The following is a 23374-nucleotide window of genomic DNA, read 5'->3' as shown; positions in this document are numbered from 1 at the left end:
CTACGCGGCCCGCTTCTTCGCTGCGAGGTCGGTGTGCGCGGGCAGCCAGGCGCGGTAGCGGCGTAGCGCTTGGCGCTGCTGGCGGCGTTCGCAGGCGAGGGCGTAGGCGGGGTGGGTGTTGGGCCTCGGCGTCCTTCCGCCGGCGATCCGGCGCATCTGGTGGCGCACGAGCGCCATGCCGGCCGCGGCGGCGAGAGCTTTGTCGGACCAGGCCACCGGCCGCAGCCGCTGTTCGGCTTCGCGTCCTTGCCGCCAGCGCTCGGGCAGGTCCGGGGTGACGGCGAGGGCGGTGCCCATCCCGATGAGCGCCACGCCGCTGGCGAGGACCTCGTCGGCGGTGTCGCGTCGGGTGATGCCGCCCGTGAGCATCAGGGGGAGGGGACTGGTCCGGACGAGGTCCCTAGCCAGGTCCAGGAAGTAGGCCTCGCGGGCCCGGGTGCGTTCGTCGGCCGGGCGGCCGGACATCGCGGGGCTCTCGTAGCTGCCGCCGGAGAGCTCCACCAGGTCGACGCCGAGCGCGTCGAGCATGGCGATCACCTGCCGCGCGTCGTCGGCGTCGAACCCGCCGCGCTGGAAGTCGGCGGAGTTGAGCTTGACCGCGACGGCGAAGGTCGGCGAGACGGCGGCGCGCACGGCGCGGACGACGTCCAGCAGCATGCGCGCCCGGTTCTCGAGCGATCCGCCCCAGGCGTCGGTGCGCCGGTTGACCAGCGGAGACAGGAACTGCGACAGCAGGTAGCCGTGCGCGGCGTGGATCTCCACGCCGTCGAAGCCCGCCTGCTCGGCGCGCGCCGCCGTGACGGCGAACCGGGTCACCGTGGCCTCGATCTGCTCGGGGGACATGGCGACGGGGCGGCCGAAGCGCTTGCTGTGCCGGCCCAGGTCGACGCCGACCGCGGACGGGCTCCACACGACGCCGGGCATGGCGGCGTCGACCTGGCGACCGGGGTGGTTGATCTGCATCCACACCGATCCGCCGCCGGACTTCGCGGCCGCGGCCCACTCGGTGAACGGCTCCAGCGGCGAGTTCTCGTCGAGCACGACCCCGGCCGGACCGGTCAGCGCTTCGGCGTGGACCATGACGTTGCCGGTGATCAGCAGTCCGGCCCCGCCCGCGGCCCAGCGCCGGTACAGCGCCAGCAGCTCGTGGCCGGGCAGCTGGCCGTCGTCGGCCAGGTTCTCCTCCATGGCGGCCTTCGCGATCCGGTTGCCCAGTACCGCTCCGGAACGCAGCGGCAGCGGTGAGAACAACTCGCTCGGCATCTGCGTTCACCTCCCGATCTCGATCGGCTAGAATGTGTACAGCGCTTACATTACCGAGTGGATGTGAGCACTGCACACATTTGGGAGGGTGATCCGTGTCGCAAGCGAGTACGACGTACCACCACGGCGATCTGCGTGCTGCGTGCTTGCGCGCGGCGCGGGAGCTGCTCGAGGAGAGCGGCAATGCCGGGCTGTCGCTGCGAGCGGTCGCACGGCGGGCGGGGGTGTCGGCCACCGCGCCCTACCGCCACTACGCGGACCGCGACGCGCTCCTCTCCGCGGTCGCCGCGGAGGGCTACCGCGAGCTGGCCGAGCAGCTGGTCGCGGCGCACCCGTCGCCGGTGACTCCCGACGACTTCGCCGAGATCGCGGTGGCCTACGTCCGCTTCGCGCTCGCGCACCCGGCCTTGTTCCGGGTGATGTTCGTGGATCCGTGCGATTCGAGCAGTGACGAACGCGTTCGCGCGACCGAAGCGATCTGGAAGTACGTCAACGACATCGTCCACAGCGTGTTCCCCGGGGCCGATGTGGATGCGTTGTCGACGGGCGCGTTGGGCCTCGTCCACGGCTTGGCGTTCCTGCACATCGACGGCAAGTTCGACGTCCCTGCTCCCGAGGTGGTCGACGACCGCGTCCGCGCCGCGGTCCGCGCGATGCTCGAGGCTTCACCGGCGTCGTCGTAGCGGCTGGAGCCGGACCGGGTGCCCCGCCGTCGTCGATACCGGCTAGTCCTGGCGCGTGTGCGGACGGCTCGGGCGCAGCCCGATCTCGTGTCATCGTTGCTGTTCTTCCTTCGCGGCTGTTCGGGCGGGCTTCAGCGGGAGCCGATGCGCTTGAGGAACTTCAGCGCTCCGGTCAGGGCGGAAGACCAGGTCTCGTGCGAGACACCGGAGGGCGGGGAGAAGCCCCGGATCCGTTGGTGGGCAACGGTTTGGGGCTCGGTGTACTTGAGGATGCCGTCGGCACCGTGGCGACGGCCGAGCCCGGAATCGCCCATGCCGCCCATCGGGGCGTCGATGCTTCCCCACGCCGCGGCGAACGCCTCGTTCACGTTGACGGTTCCGGCGCGCAGGCGTGCCGCGACGGCCCGCCCCCTGGCGCCGTTGCGGGTCCAGACGCTGGCGTTGAGGCCGTAGGGCGTGGCATTGGCCCGCGCGACCGCCTCGTCGGTGTCGCGGTCCGGGTAGATCGAGACGACGGGGCCGAAGGTTTCGCGGTCGTGCAGCGTCATCTCCGGGGTGACACCGGTGAGGATGGTCGGCTCGTAGAACAGCGGCCCGAGTTCGGGCCGGGCCCTGCCTCCGGCCAGCACGGTGGCCCCCTTGGCGACCGCGTCGTCGACGTGCGCGGTGACGGTGTCCAGTTGGGACGGGTTGGTCAGGCATCCGACGTCGGCGCTGTAGTCGTAGGCGGCGCCGAGTCGGAGCGCGTTGGTCCGGGCGACGAACTCGGCGACGAAGGCGTCGAAGATCTCCTCGGCGACGTAGATGCGCTCGATCGAAACGCAGAGCTGGCCGGTCGAGGGGAAGCACGCGTCGATGGCGCCGTCGGCGGCGCGTGCGATGTCGGCGTCGTCGAGCACGAGCATCGCGTTCTTGCCGCCGAGTTCGAGCGAGGAGCCGATGAGGCGTTCGCCCGCGTCGCGCGCGATCTTCCGCCCGGTGGCGGTGGAGCCGGTGAACATCATGTAGTCGGCGTTGTCCATGAGCGCGCCGCCGATGGAGCTGCCTCGCCCGATGACCATCTGCCACACGTCCGCGGGCAGTCCGGCTTCGCGCATCAGGTCGAGGGCCCAGAGCGCGGTGAGCGCGGTCTGGGTGTCGGGTTTCTGCACCACGGCGTTTCCGGCGACGAGCGCTGGGATGGCGTCCCCGGCGGCCATGCTCAACGGGTAGTTCCACGGCGAGATGACCGCGACCACGCCCTTGGGGTGCCGCAGCTCGGTGGTGTGCGTCAGCAGCGGGATCGCGCCGCGGCGCCGTCGGGGCGCGAGCAGCTGGGCGGCGCTGCGCGCGTAATACCGCGTGGTGATGGCGATGTCGGTGACTTCGAGGAACGCGTCGCGGCGCGTCTTGCCGCTCTCGGCCTGCATCAGGTCCAAAGCTTCGTCCTGCCGCTGGAGGACGAGGTCGTGGAAGCGCAGCAGGATCTTCTTGCGCTCACGGATGGGCGTGGCAGCCCAGGTTTCCTGCGCACGGCGGGCTCGCGCGAACGCGGTCTCGACGTCCGAGGGCGTGGAGACCGGCAGATCGGCCAGCGGCCCACCGGTGTACGGGGCGTTGGTGGTGACCTTCGCGGCGTCTGCTGCGGCCGCGACTCGTGCGGTCAACCGGTCGAGCAGGGTTGGGGTCAGCGATGGGGGCAAGCCGGAGCCGCGGGTCACGGCCGGGGTGGCAACGGGGCTGGTGGGCATGAGGACTCCGTGTGCTGTTCGCGCATGAGGAGCTGGAGGTGGTCCTGGCGAATCCACCTCCAGCGCCGCGGGTTTCAGTGCAGCGCCGCCCGCAGGGTGTCCTGGGCCAGCTTGATCGCCGCGTTCGCGGCGTGGGTCGAGCGCAGGGCGTTGAGCATCATGAAGTCGTGGATGATGCCCCCGAACCGCACCTGGGTGACCGCAACACCGGCCTCGCGGAGCTTGGCCGCGTACGCCTCGCCCTCGTCGCGCAGCACGTCGGCTTCGGCGGTGATCACCAAGGCAGGTGGAAGCCCCTTGAGCTGGTCGGTCGAGGCGCGCAGCGGTGACGCGTGGATCTCCTCGCGCTGGGAATCGTCATCGGTGTACTGGTCCCAGAACCACCGCATGCCCTCGCGGGCCAGGAAGTAGTGCTCGGCGAACTGGTGGTAGGAGGGTGTGTCGAAGTCGGCGTTGGTGACCGGGTACAGCAGCACCTGCTGTCCGATGTGGACGTCGCCGCGCTCCTTGGCCATCAGCGTCAGCGCGGCGGTCATGTTCCCGCCCACCGAGTCGCCGACGGCGGCGAACTTGGCGGCGTCGAGGCCCTTCTCGGCGCCGTGGGCGAACACCCACTGCGCGGCCGCGTAGTTCTGCTCGATCGCGGTGGGGTACTTCGCCTCGGGGGAGAGGTCGTACTCCGGGAACACCACGGCGGCCTCGGCTCCGACGGCGAGCTCGCGGACCAGCCGGTCGTGGGTGTGCGCGTTGCCGAACACCCAGCCCGCGCCGTGGATGTAGAACACCACTGGCAGCGATCCGCCGGCGCCGGCGGGTTTGACGACCCGGACGTTCACCGCACCGGTCGGACCGCCCTCGACGGTGACCCACTCCTCATCGATCGCGGGCTTGTCGACTTCGCCCGACTGGACCTCGTCCACCACCTTGCGCCCTTCGGCCGGTGGCAGCTGGAACAGGAACGGCGGGTTGTCGGTGGCCTTGGCGAATTCGGCTGCCTCCGGTTCGAGCACCGGCTTGATCTCGGACATCGCCTTCTCCTTCGGTTGCGCGTGTTCCTAGGTCCTGTTCGGGACCGACGTGGGGACCGGCATGTGCAGGGCGAGCTGGCCTTCGGTGGTGACGTCGAACCGGATGGTCCGGATCGGCTTGAGCGATCGCAGGTCGTCGGCCATGCGGCCGCGGCCGACCTGGAGGTCGAGACCACTCGGGGAACGGGTACTTCCGGATGCCAGTGCGTTGGTCTGGCTCAGCGTCGAGTGCCAGGCGCCGTCGATCGAGGTGTACGCGGTCAGCGTCGAGACGCGTTCGCCGCTGGGATGCGCGGTCTGAGCGGGTGTCGCTGCGGACAGCGCCAGGTCCGTACCGCCGGATTCGTTGGCCACGCGGGCGACGGTGCGGCGGGTGTCGATGTCGACGTCGAGATCGGTGACCCACTTGGGAAATCCGTAGCCGTCGTGGCCGCGGACTTGCGCGATGTCGGTGCTCACCGGCAGCGAGAGCACGTAGGAGTGCAGGTGGTCGTTGCTGAGGCTGGAAACGAGGTCGAAGGTGCCCAACCGGCCGTGGCGCGCCGGACGCACCGCGATCCCGACGGCCGCCTCGGTGTAGAAGTCGATGTCGCACACGTCGTAGCGGAAGAACATGACGGAGATCAGCCCGATGCCCGGCACGACCTCGAGCGGTGCGAGCTCCTCGGGCAGGCGAGCGCGAATCGCGCGGGATCGCGCGAGCATCGTGAGCCGGGCCGTGGAGATCCGGTAGTAGAAGTTCGGCGTCAACGTCGTACCGATCGGCGAATCGACCGCGGTCTTGGGCATGCCGCGGAAGAAGTCCACGCTGCTGACCCGAGGATCGCGGGCGATTTCACCGAGGTCGGTGTTCATCCGGTACCGGTCGTAGAGACCGCCCTTCGGCACGGCGACCGTCCGGCCACCCAGGTCCACCTCGACGGTGCCGTGTTCGGTCGAAGACGTGCCTTGGGGGGACGACATCGGAGCAGCTCCTTCGCCAGAATGTAGACGGTGTAAACATGAAGCTAGCGCGAGATGTGAGCACTGTCAACATAAGGGCCGGTGCGCCTTTTTCGTCGTCCGCTGCAATTCGGCTGGGCGCGCATCCGTGGCGGCGAGTGGAAGCCTGCGGGTGGGGTTTCCCTGTTCGAGGCGTTGACGGCGGGTGCGCGCGGTGGCTAATGTTAGCACTGTAAACACGTCCGGGGATCCGGATGTTTCGCGGGTGCCATTGTCCGACGGCCCGACCGTCGTTGCACGACGGCGTCAGGAGGAGCGGAAAGATGACGCATGTCCTGTTCGTGATCTCGGCGGCGGACCGCTGGACGCTGAACGACGGTTCGGTGCACCCGTCGGGTTACTGGGCCGAAGAAGTCGCCGTGCCGCACCGGATCTTCTCCGAGGCAGGATGGGACATCACCATCGCGACTCCCGGCGGCAAGGCCCCCACGCTCGACCAGCTGAGCCTCGGCCTGGCCGGTGGAGCACCTTGGAAGCGGCGCGAGGTCAAGCGCTACTTGGCTGGAATCGAGACGGCGTTGGCGACCCCGGTGGCGCTCGACGCCGTCGATGCCGACGAGTTCGACCTCGTCTTCTATCCGGGCGGCCACGGGCCCATGGAAGACCTAGCCCACGACTCGACTTCCGGTCGCCTGCTGGCGAACCGGCTGGCATCCGGCAAGCCCCTCGCGCTGCTGTGCCACGCGCCGGCCGCGATCCTGGCCGCCACCGGATCCGACGGCACATCACCCTTCGCCGGCTACCGGATGACCGGGCTGTCCAACCGGGAGGAACTGCTCAACCGGTTCGCGAAGAAGGCGCCGTGGCTCCTGGAGGACAAGCTCAAGGAGGCAGGAGTCGTGTACAGCAGAGGACGGATTCCCTTGCGCCCCCACGTAGTCGTCGACCGGAGCCTCTACACAGGACAGAACCCGCAGTCCTCGGAGCGGCTGGCCCGACGCCTCCTCGTCGACATCAGCGCCTCGTCGTGAGGGAGCAGGTCCCGCCTGCCGCACGGCCCGGTTCCGAGCCGCACGACAGGCGGGGACGACGTCGTCAGGCTGGGCCGAAGTTCCAGATGACCCGGTGGCCCGCATCTCCTCGCAGCGCGCCGAGCTGCCCGTTCGAGCCGATGTCGACCTCGCCCGTGTCGGGGAGATCCGGGTCGGTGAGGACTTCCACGACGTAGGGCTTGCCCCCGTCGACCACCTGCACCGCGTTGGTCAGCGCCCGTTCGAGGTCGTCCGCGGAATCGACCAGGCAGCCATCGACTCCGAAGCCCGCTGCCAGGTCCACGAACGAGAGCTGGGGATTCTCGTCGAGCTCGAGGTACTCGGCCGTACCGCTCGGCTCCCAGTCGTAGGACTTCCGCAGGACGTCCAGCCCGACGCGGAGCGTCTTGTACTGCTTGTTGTTCGTGATCAGGTACAGCACCGGGAGCTGGAACTTTGCCGCGGTCCACCACGCGTTCAGGTAGAACAGCGCCGATCCGTCTCCCACCGCGTTGACCACGATGGGCCGCTTGCCCTCCGCCTCGCCCGCACCGGATCCGGCCAGCGCGTCGGCGACGCCGAGGCTGGCGGGCATCGAGTACCCCAGCGAGCCTCCTTCGGACGACATGTAGCTGGTCGGCGAATCGAAGGACAGCCCCTGCTGGAAGTCCGCGGTGTCCGAACACGCTTCGTTGACCAGGTGGACCGAGTGGTCCCGCAGAACCCGGTCGAGCACGTCCACGAGCATCGCGGGAGCGATGCCCTGGCCCGGAACTTCCTTCGCGCGCTGCTGGAAATCCCCGGCGAGTTCCTGGTCCTCCTGCGCCAACTCCTCGTTCAGGCCGTCCACGTGAACCCGGTCGTACTGGGGGTGGGTCTTGACCGCCGCGGTGAGCTTGGGCAAGGCGTCCTTGATGTCGCCCAGGGCCGCCGCCGCTCCGTAGTGGTTCTTGCCGATCTGCCACGGGTCGTTGTGCAGGTAGACCTGCGTCAGGTGCCCGGGGATCAGCGGCCCCTCGTCCCAGTCGTAGATCACGAGCTGGGCCTGCGCGTTGAAGCCGCACAGGAACGCGGTGTCCCGCACCGTGTCCGGGTCCTTCCGCCCCAGGACCTGCCTGACCTGCTGCTGGACGCTCGGCAGCTCGCCCCGCGCATGCGCCAGGTGGTGGGGGTAGTTGAGGTAGCTGCTGAGCTGCTCGTTGTACACCGGCGCACCGATGGCCGTCGCCAGGTCCTGCAGCTCGCGCCACGCCTCGGCTTCGCCGACGCCGTCACCGGCGACGATGACCGGATACCGCGACCTGGCCAGGAGGTCGGCAGCCTTGTCCAGCTCGGAAGGCTGCGCGTGGAACTCCCGGGCGATCCGGGTGAAACGGCCCCGCTGCGGGTCGGCTCCCGTCTGCACCAGGAACTCCCACGGGATCGACAGGAACACCGGCCCCATCGGCGGAGCGAGCGCGGTCTTCAGCGCGCGCTGCATGGCCATGCCGATCTCGTTGGGGCCGCGCACCTCGTAAGCCCACTTGGTGTACTGCTGGGCGACCTGGACCAGGTCCGATCCCAGGAGCGGTTCCTGGATGAGGAGGTTGCTGTGCTGCTGCCCGCACAGCACCAGCAGCGGGATGTGCGACCGGGACGCGTTGAAGAGGTTCCCGAGCGCGTGGCCGACTCCTGGGGTGACGTGCAATCCGACCACGCCGGGCACGACCTCGCCGGCGTCGGTCCGCCGGTGGCGCGCGTACCCCATCGCCGCGCCGAGGGCGATGTTCTCGTGCAGGCAGGGCACGTACCTGATCTGGTTCTCCGGAACGTCGGTGCCGTCGATCAGCGGGATCTCGTTGGTGCCGGGAACTCCGTAGAGCCGGTCGACACCGGCGGTCTTGAGGTAGTCGAAGATGATGTCCCGGCCGAGGCGGGGGTTGTTCTCCTGCTCTACCGGGAGCCACTGCGCGTACTGCTCGCGATCGGTCTCGGTCACCTTGTTCTCCTCCTCGGTCATCGAGTCGTGAACTCGGCGGTGCTGCGCGAAGGCGGGATTCCGCTGCGGCATAAGAGGAATCCCTGCGCGTCGGTACTGCTCCTACGCCTGGTGCCGTAGCTTCCAGAGCTGCCCGCGGCGGCGTGGTCGCCTGCCGCGATGATCAGGTTCCCCAGCAAGTCGAGCAAGTACCGGCACGCTCCGCCCCCAGCGTCGAACGTTCGTCGTGTCTGTCCCCAGCCCGCCCGTGCCCGCCGACGATCAAGCCGGCGGCGACTCGAAGGTAGCAGGACTCCTCGGTGGCGCAGGGCAGATCGAGACATCCGGGGGAGATCCCTCACGTGGCACGGGGCGGTCTGCCGATCGGCGCCGGTGTATTGACATGGACGTCAACGTCAACCACTGTGGTGGCGATCACGCGTCGCAAGTCCGGAGGGGAGCTGCACGATGTCCTCCTCCCAGGTGCGCGCCGGAGGCCAGCGCCGATGCCAAGACAATCGAGGCGTGACGACGAGTGATGCTCAGGAGCGTGCGCGGGCCAATCGCCGGGAGACGTCCGGACCTCGGCGCGAGGAGCTGATCGCGGCCGCGGCCGCGTGCTTCGACGACCTCGGATACCCGGCGACCACGGTCGAACTGATCGCGGCCAGGGCCCGGACCTCGCGGCCCACGTTCTACGCCTACCTGCGCTCGAAGGACGAGGCGTTCCTCGCGGTCGCCGAGCAGGTCTGCGCCGAGCTCGAGTCCGCGCAGCAGCTGGACGGGATCGAGTCCCTCCCACCGGCCGCGGTGCTGCGGATGACCACCCGCGCCTTCGCCGAGGCCATCTTCGCCAACGGGTCGATCGTGGCGATGATCGACAGCCGTGCCGCGGTCGATGCCGAAGTGGACGCGCTGTGGAGCACGCTGCGGCGCCGACTGGTGCGCCGCTTCACCAACTACCTGTCCGGGCTGGACCCGGCCGCGATCGATCCCTGCGCGCCGCCCCAGCGGCTGGTGTCGATGCTGATCGATTCGATCGTCCACGGCGCCGCCCGCCTCGGCCACGCTTCCGGCGAGGACCGCGAGCGGTTCATCAACGATCAGATCCGCTTGACCGAGCGCGCGGTCGGCATCGCCGCCGACGCGCGCCCGGAACCTTAGGAGGACCGAATGCCGTTGTCCCGCCGCGACGCGGCCCTCGCCGAGGTGCGCGAACTGCAGGTGGCCAATTGGCCGGACCAGGTGCCGCGCACCGTCGAGTACCCCGTCGAGGTGCCCGGCCTGCCCGAGTACCTCCGGCACTGGGCCGCGACCCGCCCGGACACCGTCGCGATCTCGTTCTACGGGCGCGACATCACCTACGCCGAATACGACGAGCTGAGCGACCGGTTCGCCGGCTGGCTCGTCGAACGCGGTGTGGCGCCGGGCGACCGGGTCGGCGTGTTCCTGGGCAACTGCCCCCAGTTCCTCATCGCGATGGTGGGCATCCTCAAGGCGGGCGCGGTGCACGTGCCGATCAACCCCATGTTCCGCGGCCACGAGCTGCGGTACGAGCTGGAGGACGCCGGGGTGACGGTGCTCCTGGCGCAGGACTCGTTCGCCGACCTCGTGGAGTCGGTGCGCGGCGACACGGGCCTGCGGCACGTGGCGTTCACCGGGCTCGCCGACCTGATCACGGCCGAGCCCGACGTGCCGGTGCCGTTCGACCTCACCGCTGCGCGGTCGGACTGGGCCGAGATCAGCACTTCAGCGCGCGCCGAGGCACGACCGAGCGACCCCGACGCGCTGGCGGCGCTCAACTACACCGGCGGCACCACCGGATTGCCGAAGGGCTGCGAGCACACCCAGCGGCACATGGTGTACACGGCCGCGACCGCCAGCGTGGCCGGAGGCAAGCAGGTGGGCGATTCCGGTGTCGTGTCGCTGAACTTCCTGCCCGTGTTCTGGATCGCCGGCGAGGACTTCGGCGTTCTCAAACCGCTGGTGAACGGCCAGCAGCTCGTCCTGATGACGCGCTGGGACCCGGCAACGGCCGTGTCCCTGGTCGAGCGGCACGGCGTGACCGACCTGGTCGCCACGGTCGACAACTACGTGGAGCTGATGGACCTGCCGGGGTTCGACGGCGCGCGGCTGTCGTCGCTGCGCAACGCGCTCGCGGTGTCGTTCGTGCTGAAGCTGACCCCGGAGGTCCGGGCGCGGTGGCGGGAAGCGACCGGCGGCGTCCTGCGGGAGGCCTCGTACGGCATGACCGAGACGCACACGGCCGACACCTTCACGCTCGGGTTCCAGGACGGCGATCGGGACCTGCACGCCGATCCGGTGTTCTGCGGCCTGCCGGTTCCGGGGACCGACGTCCTGATCGTCGACGACTCGGGCGATCCCGTGCCGGTGGGGACGTCGGGGGAGATCATCGTGCGGAGCCCGTCGATCTTGACCGGCTACTACGGCCGGCCCGACGCGACCGCGGAGACGATCCGCGACGGGTGGCTGCACACCGGCGATGTCGGCCGGCTCGACGAGTGGGGCGCCCTGCACTACCTGGCGCGCGCCAAGGAGATGATCAAGACCAACGGGATGAGCGTGTTCCCGTCCGAGGTCGAAGCCCTGCTGCGCCTGCACCCGGCGATCGAGTCGGTATCGGTGGTGCCCCGGCCCGACCGCGCGAAAGGCCAAGTGGCAGTTGCCTTCGTGGTGCTGTCGGAGAGCGGCGCCACGAGCGACGACCTGTGCGCGTGGGCGAAGGACAACATGGCCGGGTACAAGGTGCCCGATTTCGTGCTCGTCGAGCAGCTGCCGATGACGGCCACCGGCAAGGTCCGCAAGGGCGAACTGCTCGACCGGGCCGCGGAACTGCCCGTCGCCCGTGACCGCGCGTAGACGAAGGTGTTCGTGACGATGAAGAAGCTGCTGATCGCCAATCGCGGTGAGATCGCGCTGCGCGTCGTGCGCACCGCGCGCGAGATGAGGGTGAACACCGTCGCCCTGTACGCGGAGGACGACGGGGACACGCCCCACGTCCACGCCGCCGACGAGGCGTTGCCGCTGGTCGGTGCCGGCCCGGCCGCCTACCTCGATCACGCGGCGGTGCTCGCCGCGGCCGCGCGATCCGGCGCCGACGCGGTGCATCCCGGATACGGATTCCTTTCGGAGAACGCGGAATTCGCGCGGGCCTGCGCGGCAGCGGGCGTCGAGTTCGTGGGCCCGGATCCGGCGGTCCTGGACACCTTGGGGGACAAGGCGTCGGCCCGCGCCGCCGCAGTCGCGGTGGGCGTGCCCGTGCTTCCGGCCACCTCCGGCGCTTCGACGGTCGACGAGGTCCGCGCGTTCTTCGCCGAGAACCCGGGCGGAATCATGATCAAGGCGCTGGCCGGTGGTGGTGGGCGCGGCATGCGGGTGGTTCGCGACGCCGCTGCCGTCGACGAGGCCTACCGGGCGTGCGCCGCCGAGGCTGATCTGGGTTTCGGGGACCGGGAAGTGTTCGCGGAGGCCCTGTTCGACGGTGCCCGGCACATCGAGGTCCAGGTGGTCGCGGACGGCACGGCCGTCCTGGCGGTCGGTGACCGGGACTGCAGCGTGCAACGGCGGCACCAGAAGCTGCTCGAGATCGCGCCCGCGGCCGACCTGGCGCCGGACGTGCGCCGCGGCCTGCACGAATCCGCGGTGCGGCTCTGCGCGAGCCTCGGGTACCGCGGTCTGGCCACAGTGGAATTCTTGGTGCGGGGTGAGGAGTTCGCGTTCCTGGAGGTGAACCCCCGGATCCAGGTGGAGCACACCATCACCGAAGAGATCACCGGTGTGGACCTGGTGGCAGCGCAGCTCGCCCTCGCGGACGGTGCCGTCCTGCCCGACCTCCCGCTCCCCGGTGGCGTCGTGGCGGACGCGTCCGGCGTGCGGGGCGAACCCGCAGCCGCCGCGAGCACGGCGGTGCAGGCCCGGGTGAACCTGGAGACGATGACCGCCGACGGCGGCGCGACACCGACCGCGGGCACCCTCACGACGTTCACCCCGCCCACCGGGCCGGGGGTCCGCGTGGACACCTTCGGATTGCCGGGCCTGGTCGTGAGCCCGCGGTACGACTCCTTGCTGGCCAAGGTGATCGCGCGCGCGGGAACCCGCACCGCCGCCCTCGCGAAGCTCGACGCGGCCCTGGGCGAGTTCGCGATCGAGGGCGCCGCCACGAACATCCCCTTCCTGCGCGCCCTTCTCTCGGACGGGGATCTGCGCGCTGGCCCCGTGAGCACCACGTTCCTGGCAGGAAGCATGGAACGGCTGGTGGCCGAAGCGGGCGCGACCACTCCCGTCCCCTCGGCCCCCGTCGCCGCGTTGGAGCTGCGGCCGGGAGAAGAGGTGGTTCGCGCTCGGATGGCGGGCACAGTGGTCGCGGTTGCCGCCGAAGGCGAGGAGGTGCCTGCGGGCGGTCAGCTGGCTGTGCTGGAGGCCATGAAGTTGGAGCACGTCCTGACTGCCGATCACGCGGCGCGAGTGGTGCGCGCGCTCGTGCCGCCGGGTCGGACGGTGGCGCCGGGCGATCCGCTCGTGGTGTACGCGCGGACCCGCGCGGCGGAGGCGGAATCCGCATTCGAGCTCGACCTGGACTCCTCCCGGCCCGACCTCGACGAGGTGCGCGAGCGGCAAGCCGTCACCCAGGATTCGGCACGTCCCGAGGCCGTGGCCAAGCGTCACAAACTCGGTCGCCGGACAGCGCGGGAGAACATCAGCGATCTGGTGGACCCGGGCAGCTTCGTCGAGTACGGGTCCCTGGTGCTCGCCGCCCAGCGCCGCCGGCGGTCCGAGCAGGACCTGATCACCAGCACTCCGGCCGACGGCCTGATCGGCGGCGTCGCGACCATCGGCGCGGATCGGTTCGGCCGGTCGGCGGCCGAGGCCGTGGTGCTGTCCTACGACTACACCGTGCTCGCCGGTACGCAAGGAATGCGCAACCACGCCAAGACCGACCGGATCCTGGGGGTGGCACGGGACCGGAAGGTGCCCGTGGTGCTGTTCGCGGAGGGCGGTGGCGGCCGACCCGGCGATACCGACATCGATATCGTTGCGGGGCTGGACGTTCCGACGTTCCGGCTGCTGGGTTCGCTGCGCGGCGGTGCGCCGACGGTGGCGGTCGTCTCCGGGCGCTGCTTCGCCGGGAACGCCGCGCTGGCCGGCGCCTGCGACGTCGTGATCGCAACGCCCGACGCGAACATCGGCATGGGCGGACCCGCGATGATCTCCGGCGGTGGGCTGGGGGAGTACCGGCCCGAGGACATCGGTCCGATCGACGTGCAGCGCCGCAACGGGGTCGTCGACCTGGTCGCGAAGGACGAGGAGCACGCCGTCGACCTGGCGCGCCGGTACCTCTCGTACTTCCAGAGCCCGCTCTCCCCGGGCGAGGGCGTGGAGTGGGAGGCGCCGGACCCGCGCCTCGCCCGGCACGTGGTGCCCGAGAACCGGCTGCGCGCTTACGACATCCGCACCGCCATCGATGCCATCGTCGACGTGGGCTCGGTGCTGGAGCTGCGTCCGGACTACGGCGTCGGCATCGTGACGGCGCTGGTCCGGGTGGAGGGCGTCGCGTACGGCCTGGTGGCCAACAGCAGCCACCACCTGGGCGGCGCGATCGACGCCGAGGCCGCGGACAAGTTGGCCGAGTTCCTGGAGCTCTGCGAATCGGGCGGGCTCCCGATCGTTTCCCTCTGCGACACACCGGGTTTCATGGTCGGACCGGAGGCGGAGAAGGACGCGACGGTCAAGCGCTTCGGCGGGCTGTTCGTGCTCGGTGCTCGCCTGACGGTGCCGTTCGGCGCAGTGGTGCTCCGCAAGGGCTACGGCCTGGGGGCGATGGCGATGACCGGCGGCTCCTTCCGGGCTCCCCAGTTCACCGTGGCGTGGCCGACCGGCGAGATCGGCGGTATGGGGCTCGAGGGGGCGGTCCGGTTGGGCTACAGCAAGGAACTCGCGGCGGCGCCCGACGAGGCCGCGCGCCAGCAGCTGTACGACGACCTGGTGGCCGAGGCCTACGAGCGCGGACGCGCGTTGCGCGCGGCCACCACCTTCGAGCTGGACGACGTGATCGACCCGGCCGACACCCGGCGCTGGATCAGCACGCTGCGGCCCTGCGGACGACCCCGCCGAGGCACCGAGGCGTGAGACTGGGAGGCGCTGCGAGGTGAGTGATGTGGTGAGCGGTCCCATCGTCCCCGGGAGCTTCGCCACCGCACCCGGGCTCTACGACGACATCTCGATCAGCGAGGTCGTGCGCACCTGGGCGCGGCAGATCCCCACCGGCACCGCATTCGTGACCCCGAGCCGGACAACGACGTGGAGCGAGTACGACCGGTTGGCGGATGCGGTCGCCGAAGAGCTGAACAGGGCGGCCGGCGGTCCGCGCTCGCGCGTGGCACTGCTGCTCCCCGACACGGCGGGCGTGCACGCCGCGCTGTGCGGCTGTTTCCGGGCGGGCCGCGTCGCGACTGCCATCGGGGTGCGTTCCGGGGTGCGGGAAGTCGCGCACATCATGGGCCGCACGGGCGCCGAGGTCCTGGTGACGTCGGCAGCGATTCGCGGCCGGTCGTGGCACGACCTCGTCGTCGAGTTGCGGGAACGCGGGGTCTTCCCGGTCGATGTCGTGGTCGTCGACGACGAGCGCGGATCGGTCACGCGGCACCGCGTCGGTGGTGCGGGCCGAGCCGAAGTGACGAGCCCGAGCGGGGTGCCGTTCAGCACATCGGAGGTGACGATCCTCAACTCGACCTCCGGAACGACCGGACTGCCGAAGGTGGTCGCGCACGGGGAGCGGCGGTGGGTCGCCTTCGCGCGCGAGGCGATGCTCGGAGGCCGGATCGGGCCGGACGACGTGGTCTGCTCCGCCGTTCCGGCACCGTTCGGCTTCGGGCTGTGGTCGGCGCACTTCCTGCCGGCGCTCCTCGGCGTTCCGGCCGTGGTGACGTCGAGGTTCGACGTCGAGGAGATCGCCGAGCTGATCGAGCGCGAGGAGGTCACCGTGCTCTGCTGCGTCAGCACGCAGTTCAAGATGCTGCTGCGCTCGGAGGCCGTGCGCGCCCGCGATCTTTCGAGCCTCCGCGTCCTGTACACCGGGGGCGAGTCCGTCGCGTACCGCGATGCTCGCGCGTTCGAGGAGCGCACGGGTGCCAAGGTCCTGCAGTTCTACGGCTCGAACGAGGCCGGTGGCGTCAGCCGCACGACCCTGGACGACGACGTCGAGACGCGCTTGCGCACCTGCGGTCACGTGCTCGAATCGATGGACGTCCGGGTGCTCGACGACTCCGGTTCCGAGAGCACCGGACGGATCCGGCGTGGGCAGCCCGCGGTGCGCGGCCCGCTGGTGTCCGCCGGGTACTGGGCGGATCCGGCGGCGAACGCCGAGCTCTACACCGACGACGGCTGGATGCTGCTCGGTGATGTGGTGGAGATCGACGACGTCGGCCGGGTGCGCGTCGTCGGTCGCAAGGCCGACTTCATCATCCGGGGCGGCAAGAACATCTCGATCGTCGAGGTCGAGGAACTCGTTCGCGGCCACGAGTCGGTGTCGGACGTCGCCGTCGTCGGCATTCCCGATGACCTCTACGGCGAACGCGTCTGCGCTGCGGTCGTTCTCGCGGACAGCGGGCGACTGGACACCGAGTCGCTCGCGAACTGGCTGCGGTCGCGCGGCGTGGCGACCGAGTACCTGCCGGAGTACGTCGTCACCGTCGACGAGCTCGAGGTCGGACCGGGCGGCAAGACGGACCGCCGGGCTGTGCAGGCCGCGGCGATGAAGGCGCTCGGTCGCACCTAGCGCCCTTCCTGTACCGATCAAGTCAGCATCCTGTCGGCCGGCATGCCCCTGCGCGTCTGGGGCCGAAAGTCCCGGTCCGGAGTCCGTGTTCGCGGTGTCACACTGAGTAGTGGTAATGGCAGGGTCGGATGCGTTGAACCTGGACCCGTATGGCGCCCGATCCCCGGGGCGGGGGCGGCTATGGCGGTTGATCGCATCCGGCTGGCGGAGGGGCTCGCCGCGATCGTCGCGGACGTGCCCGGGCAGGAAGGCTTGCCCGAGCGACTGTGCCACGCGTGTCTCGCGGCATTGCCCGTGGACGGAGTCGGGCTGTCGTTGATGACCAACGAACACGCGGGCGGTCGGATGCTGTTGGGAGCGACCGACGCGGCGGGGAGCAAGATCGAGGAGTTGCAGTTCAGCCTCGGCGAAGGGCCGTGCGTGACCGCGTTCAGCGAGGCACGTCCGGTACTGGTGCCGGATGTGACGACGGACGAGGTTCGGCTGCGGTGGCCCGCGTTCGCCGAGCAGGTCGCCGCCGCGGGAGTGGGGTCGCTGTTCGCGTTCCCGTTGCAGGTCGGTGCGATCGGGATCGGTGTGCTGGATTGCCACCGCATCCGAACCGGGCCGTTGGAGGAGGTCACCGAAGCGCTGGTGGTCGCCACGGCCGTGACCGCCGCACTGCTGGACCACCAGGCCCGCGTCCTGTCCGCTGCCGAGGTGAAGCCGGAGCTGATCGACCTGTCGTGGCGCGACCACGCCGCGGTGCACCAAGCCACCGGCATGGTCTCGTCGCAGTTGAGCGTGCCCACCGACACCGCGCTGGCGCGGTTGCGCGCCCACGCCTTCTGCGAGGGCCGGCCGTTGAAGGACGTCGCCGCCGATGTCGTGGCCCGCCGCCTCCGGTTCAGCGAGGAGGACGGAGGCTGAGCGGGGTGCGGGTGGGACCAGGGTGAGGAGAGTGAGGAGGTTTGCCATGGTGGCGCGTTCAGAGCCGCAAGAACCTGCTGTGACGGCGGCCTTCGTGGAGTTGGCCGACAACCTGGTCAACGACTTCGACGTGCTCGATCTGCTGCACACGCTCGTGCGGCACTGCGTAGCGCTGCTGGACACCGCCGCTGCCGGGCTGCTGCTGGTCGACGAGATGGGGCACCTGCGGTTGTTGGCGTCGTCCAACGAGCAGGCCCACCTGGTCGAGTTGTTCCAGGTCGAAACCGACGAGCCCAGCCCGTGCACCGACTGCTTCCGCACCGGTAGGCCCGTCACCGCTGTGGATATCGCTCAGCACGCCGCCACTTGGCCCGGCTTCGCCACCGAGGCCCAGCGACGGGGTTTTCGCACCGTCCACGCATTGCCGATGCGGCTGCGCTCGGACACCATCGGAACGCTGAACCTGTTCCGCGCCGAACCCACTGCGCTGGACCACGACGACCTGGTGCTGGCCCAAGCATTGGCGGACGTGGCCACCATCGCGATCTTGCAACACCGGGCACTGGCCCGCCGCGATGTGCTCATCGAGCAGTTGCAGGGTGCGCTGAACAGCCGGGTCGTCATCGAACAGGCCAAAGGTGTGCTCGCCGACCGCGGCCGGCTCGACGTGGACACGGCGTTCAACCTGCTGCGCCGCTACGCCCGCACCCACCACGCGCGGCTTTCCGGCGTGGCCTGGCAGGTCGTCACCGACCGCGGCCGTGCCGAGGAGATCTTGGGTTGGGCCGAACCGACCTCGCACGGTCAACGCGGTGACGGGCCGCCATGAACGACTCCGGAGGCCAGGCGTGCCCGAAACGCGCTGTGGTCGAGGCGCTGGCCAGGACCGCCCGCGCGTTGGTGGGCGACTTCGACCTGTCTGAAACGCTGTACGACCTCGCCACCGACGCGGTCGACGCGCTCGACGGGGATCTCGTCGGGATAATGCTGGCCAACAGGTCCGGGGGCTTGTTCCTGGTCGCGTCCTCGGACGAGGGCACCGACGCCATCGGGTTGCTGCGGCTGCAGATCTACCAGCGCGGTCCGTGCATCGAGTGCCTGAACACCGGCCAGGTCATCTCGGTCGAGGGGCTGGGCGTCGACACCGACCGGTGGTCCAGCTTCGTCACGGCAGCCATCGCGTTCGGGTTCCGCACGGTGCACGCACTGCCGATGCGTTGGCAAGCCCGGACGGTGGGGGTGCTCAGCCTGCTCCGCACCGACTCCAGCCGACTGCCCACCTGCGATGTGGCACTCGCGCAGGGGTTCGCCGACCTCGCTGTCCTCAGCCTGCACCAGCAGCACTGCCTGGCCCACCGCGGACACCTCGCGGAACAGCTGCACGCGACGCTGAACAGCCGAGCGGCTCTGGACCGGGCCAGAAGGGTGCTCACCGAGGAGAGCCACCTCCAGATCCACGACACCTTCGCACCGCTGCGCGACTACGCGCGCGCACACCACCTGCGGCTGACCGAGCTGGCCCAGCGCATCACCGCCGACCACGTCCTCGCCCGGCAAGTGCTCGCGGCGCGGTTCTGAGCAGCTCCGAAGATCGAGCCAGGCCAGCGGCGTCCGGGAGTGTCGTCCGTCAGCTCGCGCGCCAGGGCTGGTACTCGGCGGGGATCCTGTCCATGAGCCAGCCGAGGTCCCCGTGCGCGTCCTCCTCGGTGTCGAACCCGGTGCGCGCGTGCACCTCTCCGTGCTCGAAGTAGGTCAGCACCCACTTCCCCGATGCCTGCTCCAGCACCAGTTCGAAGCAGGGCCCCTCGTGCCAGTGTCCGTTACCCGCACTCCAGCGGCCGACGACTCGGCCCATGACCGCGCGCCTCCAGCACTCGCGCTCTGCGGCCCACGCGGCGAACCCGCGTTGCGACCACCGATGTGCGGGAGCACGCGGTGGTGATGGGAGGGCGGTGGAAACGCGTGAGCGCTCGGATCATCCGCAGCACCGGAATCCACCGGAGTCCCACCTCGCACGCGGGGTCTGGGCGTGAACGCAGGTATGTCGTTTCTGCACGGCCAGTACACACCACGGCCGAGCACGCGGGTGCGGACCTAAGTCCCGTCCACGCCCCAGGGCTTCGAAGGTTCAGCGCAGAACGTCTCCTCCGGAGAGAACGATCGATTCGCCGGTGATGAATCCTGCGTGGGGGCCTGCGAGCAGCAGGACCCAGCGCGCGATCTCCTCGGGCGCGGCGACTCGACCCAGCGGGACCGACGATGCTGCGGCGGCCATCCGGCCGGTCGCTCGATTGCCGGGAGTGTCGACCCAGCCCGGTGCGATCGCGTTCACGCGGATCCGCTGGGGTGCGAGTTCGAGCGCGAGTTCCTTGGTCAGCATGACGACCGCGGCCTTCGACGCGCCGTAGAGGAGTTGTCCGGGTGAGACTTCGAAGGCGTCGACCGAGGCGAAGTTGACCACGGAGGAGCCTTCGCGCATGCGCGGTGCGGACTCGGCGGTCACGTTGAGGACGCCGAGGACGTTGACGTCGAAGGTCTTGCGGTAGAGCTCTTCGGTGAAGTCGGCGAGGGTGCTGGGCGGGTAGATCCCGGCGATGTTGGCCACCAGGTCGATCGCGTCGTCGGGGCCGAGGTGCTCGTCGATGGCGGATGCGACTTCGGAGCGCCGGGTCACGTCGACCGCGGTGGTGCGCAGCGGCTCGTCGGCTGTGTCGATGTCCGCTTCGACGCGGTCCAGGGGCAGGACCCGCCATCCTTCGGCGTGGAGCAGTTGGGCGGTGGCCCTGCCCATGCCGCTTGCGGCGCCGGTGACGATCGCGTTCAGCACTTGTCATCCTCCAGTTCGGACATTTCGGGGGTGCGGAAACCTGTTGCCACGGCCCAGAAGTAGGCGAGGACGCCCACTGCGAGAGCGGCGATGGAGTCCATCGGGAAGGCGAGGACCGGTGTCGCAGGGCCGTATTCGCCGATGGCGGACACGCCGAGCAGCATCAGCAGGAGGAAGACCAGCCAGTGACCGCCGCGCAGGTGCTGGCGGCCTTCCGGCGGGCTCATCAGGTGCAGCGCGGTGAGGAAGCCCGCGCACAGCGCTGCCATGACGAGCACGTGCGGTACCGGCCACGAACCGTCGGGGGTGGTGACGTCCTCGGGGGCCAGGAGGAATCCGCTGCTCCCGGTCACGTACGCCCAGCAGGCGAGGAAGACCGACGCGAGCACCACCGCCGGCCCGCGGCGGGTCCAGCCGCGTTGGCAGGAGAAGAAGACCGCGTAGACCGCCATGCCGCCGAGTAGGACGGTGACCAGGTTGTACAGGGTCACGAACCCGCACCAGTAGATGATCAGCGTGGCCGCGGCGAAGCCCAGCGGGGCGAGGAAACCGGCGGCGGGCAGGCGGAACGGCCTCCGCAGCGATGGTGCGGTCCGGCGCATCACGACGAGTGCGACGGATGCGGCGAGCGTGCTGAGCACCAGGGCGGAGCTGATGAACCCGACGAGCCGGTACCAGCTCGGTGCGGGGAGGAAGAACAGGCAGCCGATGCCGAAGGAGACGATCGCCGAGACGGCAGGCACCCCGTGGCGGTTCACCCGCGTCATGATCTGCGGGAAGAACTTGTTCACCGCCAGGCCGTACCCGACGCGGGCCCCGCTGCCGAGGTAGATGTACCCGGCCGCGCCGGGGGACAGGATCGCGTCCAGCAGGAGCATGGAGACGAACGCGCCGAGCGCGGCGTAGCCGGAGGCGTGCAGAGCAGCGGCCAGGGGGCCTTCCGCCCAGGGGCTGTTGGCCAGGCCCACCCAGTCGCCGGGGACGACTCCGGCGTCGGCCCAGTTGATCGCGCCGAGGAAGGCGAGCTGCAGGCCGAGGTAGATGCCGAGCGGGATGAGGACGCAGCCGATGGTGCCGAGCGGGATGTTGCGGCTGGGGCGCTTGACCTCGCCGCCGAAGTCGATGACGCCGCGGAATCCCATCAGGGCGAAGGCGATGCCCGACACCGCGACCGCTTCGAGCATCGCGCCCGGGCCGCCGTGCTGCTCGTCGCCGAAGAAGCCGTAGGAGGTGAGGTTGTCGCCGTCGAAGGTCAGGAACAGCAGCAGGAAGGTGGCGACCGGGATGATGATCTTCCACCAGGTCACCCAGCGGTTGGCCTCGCTGAGCAGCTTGACGCCGAATAGGTTGATCGCCAGGAACACGAGCATCAGGGCGATCCCGAGCAGGATCCCGCGGGGCCAGGACAGCATCGACACGCCGTCCCGGGTCGTGAGCAGGCCGAGTTGCGGGAAGAGCCCGCCCAAGTAGGTCAGCGAGGCGACGGCTTCGATGGCGGGCAGCGAGATGTTGGCCAGCCAGTAGGACAGGCCCATGATCCAGCCGGCCAGTCCGCCGTTGGACAGGTAGGGGTAGCGCACGATGGCCCCGCTGACCGGGATGGCGGTGCCGACCTCCATCCAGGCCAGCGCGATCAGCATGGTGAGCGCACCGCCGATCAGCCACGAGATCAACGCGGAGGGGCCTGCGATGCCCGCTGCCGAGAGCACGGCGAACAGCCACCCCGATCCGATCTGGCCGCCGACGCCGATGAACATGGCGGCCTGCAGGGACATTCGCCGCTTGAAGTGTTCGTCCGTTGATCTGGTGGCGTGGCTCTGGTCGACACTGGCCATCGAGCTCTCCTTCGTCGGCCGCGGGTGGTGCGGCGGCAGCAGGCGCGATGCCGGAGCGCTCACGCCTGCTGCCTGACGTGATCGGTGGTGTGGCCGCCGTCCGCGGGTGTAGGGAGTGTTGGGCCTGGTCGCGCCAATGGTGAAGCCGAGATTGCTGAGATACGACCAAGGAAATACCTTGACCTGGGTCTTGGTCGGCCTGGGTCGGCGCAGGTCAGAGCCTTGGTCGGGGCGGCGTCGAGCGGTGCGGGGCGTCAGGCCGGCAGGCGGGCGGAATGGGGCAGGTTCTGGAGCAGTTTCCGGGCGAGCCGGATGACGATCTCGGTGGCGGGGGACAGGGCAGCGCCCCGGCGGGTGATGAACGCGAACGTCTCGTGCAGGGGCTGCTGCAGGGAGTTCCAGTGCAGGTTGGCGGTCGAGCCGAGGGCGTGGGCGAGCGGCAGGGAGATCACCGTGTCCCCGACACCCTGCTCGGCCAGTGCCAGCGCGGTGGCGGGGGATTCGACCTCCACGATCGGTCGCAGGGCCACCCCGGCGTTCTGCGCGTGGGTCAGCAGTTGGCGGCGGGTCGGGTCGGTGTCGCCCCAGCGCACTTCCGGCAGGATCAGCTCGGACTCGGCCACCTCCTGGATCGACAGCGGGCGGCGCACGCGGCTGCGGGTGCGCGAGAGGTAGACGGCCTCGGCGACCCACTCGACGGGGCCGACGTCGAGGCCGCGGTCGTCGACGGGGAGCGCGACGAGTCCGGCCTCGAGCTGGCCGTCGCGCACGCTGTCGGCGACCTGCACCGAGTTGTGCCCCAGCAACCGCATCCGGACCTGCGGGTACAGGGCGCGGAACTGCGCGACGAGGTCGGTGTGCAGGAGGTGGTGGGCGCTGCTGAAGGTGCCGAAGGCGACGGTGCCTCCCGTCAACGTCCGCGCCGGGTCCACCGATGCCGTCGCTTCTTCAGCGGCTTTGATGGTGCGCTCGGCGTGCGGGATCAGCATCCGCGCCGCATCGGTGACGATCAGCTTGCGGTTCGTGCGGTGGAACAGGGTGACGCCGAGTTGGCGCTCCAGGCGGCGGATCTGCTCGGACAGGCTCGGCTGCGCGACGAAGTGCGCTTCGGCCGCGGCGGACAGGGACCCGTGCTCGACAGCGGACAGGAAGTACTGCAACTGCTGCAGCGTGATCTGCGTTCCCACGTCGGCCTCCTCGACGTTCGCAGGACGAAAGTTCCGCTCAAGGTAACCCCTTGAGCAATCGCAGAAACAACGGCGTGGACGAGAGCTGGATCGACTTCCAGACTTTCCCTACGAGCGGAGCTCCCGCCCGGGAACAGGGCGAGCGGGGCCCGCGAGATCACACCGGCGCGGCCGGTATCGACGATGA

Annotated in this window: 18 protein-coding genes; 9 read left to right on the top strand and 9 right to left on the bottom strand. The window is 70.0% G+C overall.

Annotated elements, in window-relative coordinates; all coding sequences use genetic code 11:
- Window positions 1-1263 carry an NADH:flavin oxidoreductase/NADH oxidase family protein gene (locus OU415_RS00665; RefSeq protein ID WP_270946491.1) on the bottom strand — a complete coding sequence of 421 codons (1263 nt, stop codon included), beginning with the start codon at window positions 1261-1263 and terminating at the stop codon, window positions 1-3.
- Between the two features lie 95 nt (window positions 1264-1358).
- On the opposite strand from OU415_RS00665, the gene OU415_RS00660 reads away from it, so the two are divergent.
- Window positions 1359-1946, top strand: coding sequence for a TetR/AcrR family transcriptional regulator (locus OU415_RS00660; RefSeq protein WP_270946490.1), 588 nt, complete (start codon window positions 1359-1361; stop codon window positions 1944-1946).
- A 131-nt stretch (window positions 1947-2077) separates the two neighbouring features.
- Here the strand turns inward: OU415_RS00660 and OU415_RS00655 are convergent, their stop codons facing one another.
- From OU415_RS00655 to OU415_RS00645, 3 genes are all read right to left on the bottom strand, one after another.
- Window positions 2078-3676 carry a succinic semialdehyde dehydrogenase gene (locus tag OU415_RS00655; protein WP_270946489.1) on the bottom strand — a complete coding sequence of 533 codons (1599 nt, stop codon included), beginning with the start codon at window positions 3674-3676 and terminating at the stop codon, window positions 2078-2080.
- A gap of 74 nt (window positions 3677-3750) precedes the next feature.
- Entirely contained in the window at window positions 3751-4704 is a 954-nt protein-coding gene (locus OU415_RS00650) for an alpha/beta hydrolase (RefSeq protein ID WP_270946488.1), read from the bottom strand.
- A gap of 27 nt (window positions 4705-4731) precedes the next feature.
- Complete coding sequence (locus tag OU415_RS00645; RefSeq protein WP_270946487.1) at window positions 4732-5667, bottom strand: acetoacetate decarboxylase family protein; 936 nt, start codon at window positions 5665-5667, stop codon at window positions 4732-4734.
- Window positions 5668-5969: 302 nt separating this feature from the next.
- On the opposite strand from OU415_RS00645, the gene OU415_RS00640 reads away from it, so the two are divergent.
- Window positions 5970-6677 carry a type 1 glutamine amidotransferase domain-containing protein gene (locus OU415_RS00640; protein ID WP_270946486.1) on the top strand — a complete coding sequence of 236 codons (708 nt, stop codon included), beginning with the start codon at window positions 5970-5972 and terminating at the stop codon, window positions 6675-6677.
- Between the two features lie 64 nt (window positions 6678-6741).
- Here the strand turns inward: OU415_RS00640 and OU415_RS00635 are convergent, their stop codons facing one another.
- Complete coding sequence (locus OU415_RS00635; protein WP_270946485.1) at window positions 6742-8655, bottom strand: thiamine pyrophosphate-binding protein; 1914 nt, start codon at window positions 8653-8655, stop codon at window positions 6742-6744.
- 504 nt (window positions 8656-9159) lie between these two features.
- Here OU415_RS00635 and OU415_RS00630 point away from each other — a divergent pair.
- The 7 genes from OU415_RS00630 (at window position 9160) to OU415_RS00600 (ending at window position 18916) form a co-directional block, all read left to right on the top strand.
- On the top strand, window positions 9160-9798 hold the full coding sequence (locus OU415_RS00630; protein ID WP_270946484.1) for a TetR/AcrR family transcriptional regulator: 639 nt from the start codon (window positions 9160-9162) through the stop codon (window positions 9796-9798).
- Window positions 9799-9807: 9 nt separating this feature from the next.
- Complete coding sequence (locus tag OU415_RS00625) at window positions 9808-11514, top strand: AMP-binding protein (RefSeq protein WP_270946483.1); 1707 nt, start codon at window positions 9808-9810, stop codon at window positions 11512-11514.
- 18 nt (window positions 11515-11532) lie between these two features.
- Window positions 11533-14781, top strand: a complete 3249-nt coding sequence (locus OU415_RS00620) for an acetyl-CoA carboxylase family protein (RefSeq protein ID WP_270946482.1) — start codon at window positions 11533-11535, stop codon at window positions 14779-14781.
- Window positions 14782-14812: 31 nt separating this feature from the next.
- Window positions 14813-16429, top strand: a complete 1617-nt coding sequence (locus tag OU415_RS00615) for a class I adenylate-forming enzyme family protein (protein ID WP_270946481.1) — start codon at window positions 14813-14815, stop codon at window positions 16427-16429.
- Window positions 16430-16609: 180 nt separating this feature from the next.
- Entirely contained in the window at window positions 16610-17338 is a 729-nt protein-coding gene (locus OU415_RS00610) for a GAF and ANTAR domain-containing protein (protein WP_270946480.1), read from the top strand.
- Between the two features lie 46 nt (window positions 17339-17384).
- Window positions 17385-18167: a GAF and ANTAR domain-containing protein gene (locus tag OU415_RS00605; RefSeq protein WP_270946479.1), complete on the top strand. Its 783-nt coding sequence runs from the start codon at window positions 17385-17387 to the stop codon at window positions 18165-18167.
- A complete protein-coding gene (locus OU415_RS00600; RefSeq protein WP_270946478.1) occupies window positions 18164-18916 on the top strand; it encodes a GAF and ANTAR domain-containing protein in 753 nt (250 codons plus the stop codon). The genes OU415_RS00605 and OU415_RS00600 overlap by 4 nt, the downstream gene beginning before the upstream one ends.
- Window positions 18917-18965: 49 nt before the next feature.
- Here the strand turns inward: OU415_RS00600 and OU415_RS00595 are convergent, their stop codons facing one another.
- From OU415_RS00595 to OU415_RS00580, 4 genes are all read right to left on the bottom strand, one after another.
- Window positions 18966-19193, bottom strand: a complete 228-nt coding sequence (locus tag OU415_RS00595) for a hypothetical protein (RefSeq protein WP_270946477.1) — start codon at window positions 19191-19193, stop codon at window positions 18966-18968.
- 273 nt (window positions 19194-19466) lie between these two features.
- A complete protein-coding gene (locus OU415_RS00590) occupies window positions 19467-20165 on the bottom strand; it encodes an SDR family NAD(P)-dependent oxidoreductase (protein ID WP_270946476.1) in 699 nt (232 codons plus the stop codon).
- Window positions 20159-22000: an APC family permease gene (locus tag OU415_RS00585; RefSeq protein ID WP_270946475.1), complete on the bottom strand. Its 1842-nt coding sequence runs from the start codon at window positions 21998-22000 to the stop codon at window positions 20159-20161. Before OU415_RS00585 ends, OU415_RS00590 begins: the two co-directional genes overlap by 7 nt.
- A gap of 254 nt (window positions 22001-22254) precedes the next feature.
- Entirely contained in the window at window positions 22255-23187 is a 933-nt protein-coding gene (locus OU415_RS00580; RefSeq protein ID WP_270946474.1) for a LysR family transcriptional regulator, read from the bottom strand.
- Window positions 23188-23374 lie beyond the last annotated feature (187 nt).

Source organism: Saccharopolyspora oryzae, from assembly GCF_027853915.1.
Taxonomy (GTDB): domain Bacteria; phylum Actinomycetota; class Actinomycetes; order Mycobacteriales; family Pseudonocardiaceae; genus Saccharopolyspora; species Saccharopolyspora oryzae.
Note: the sequence above shows the minus strand (reverse complement) of the source record. Positions and strands in the feature narration are given on the sequence as shown.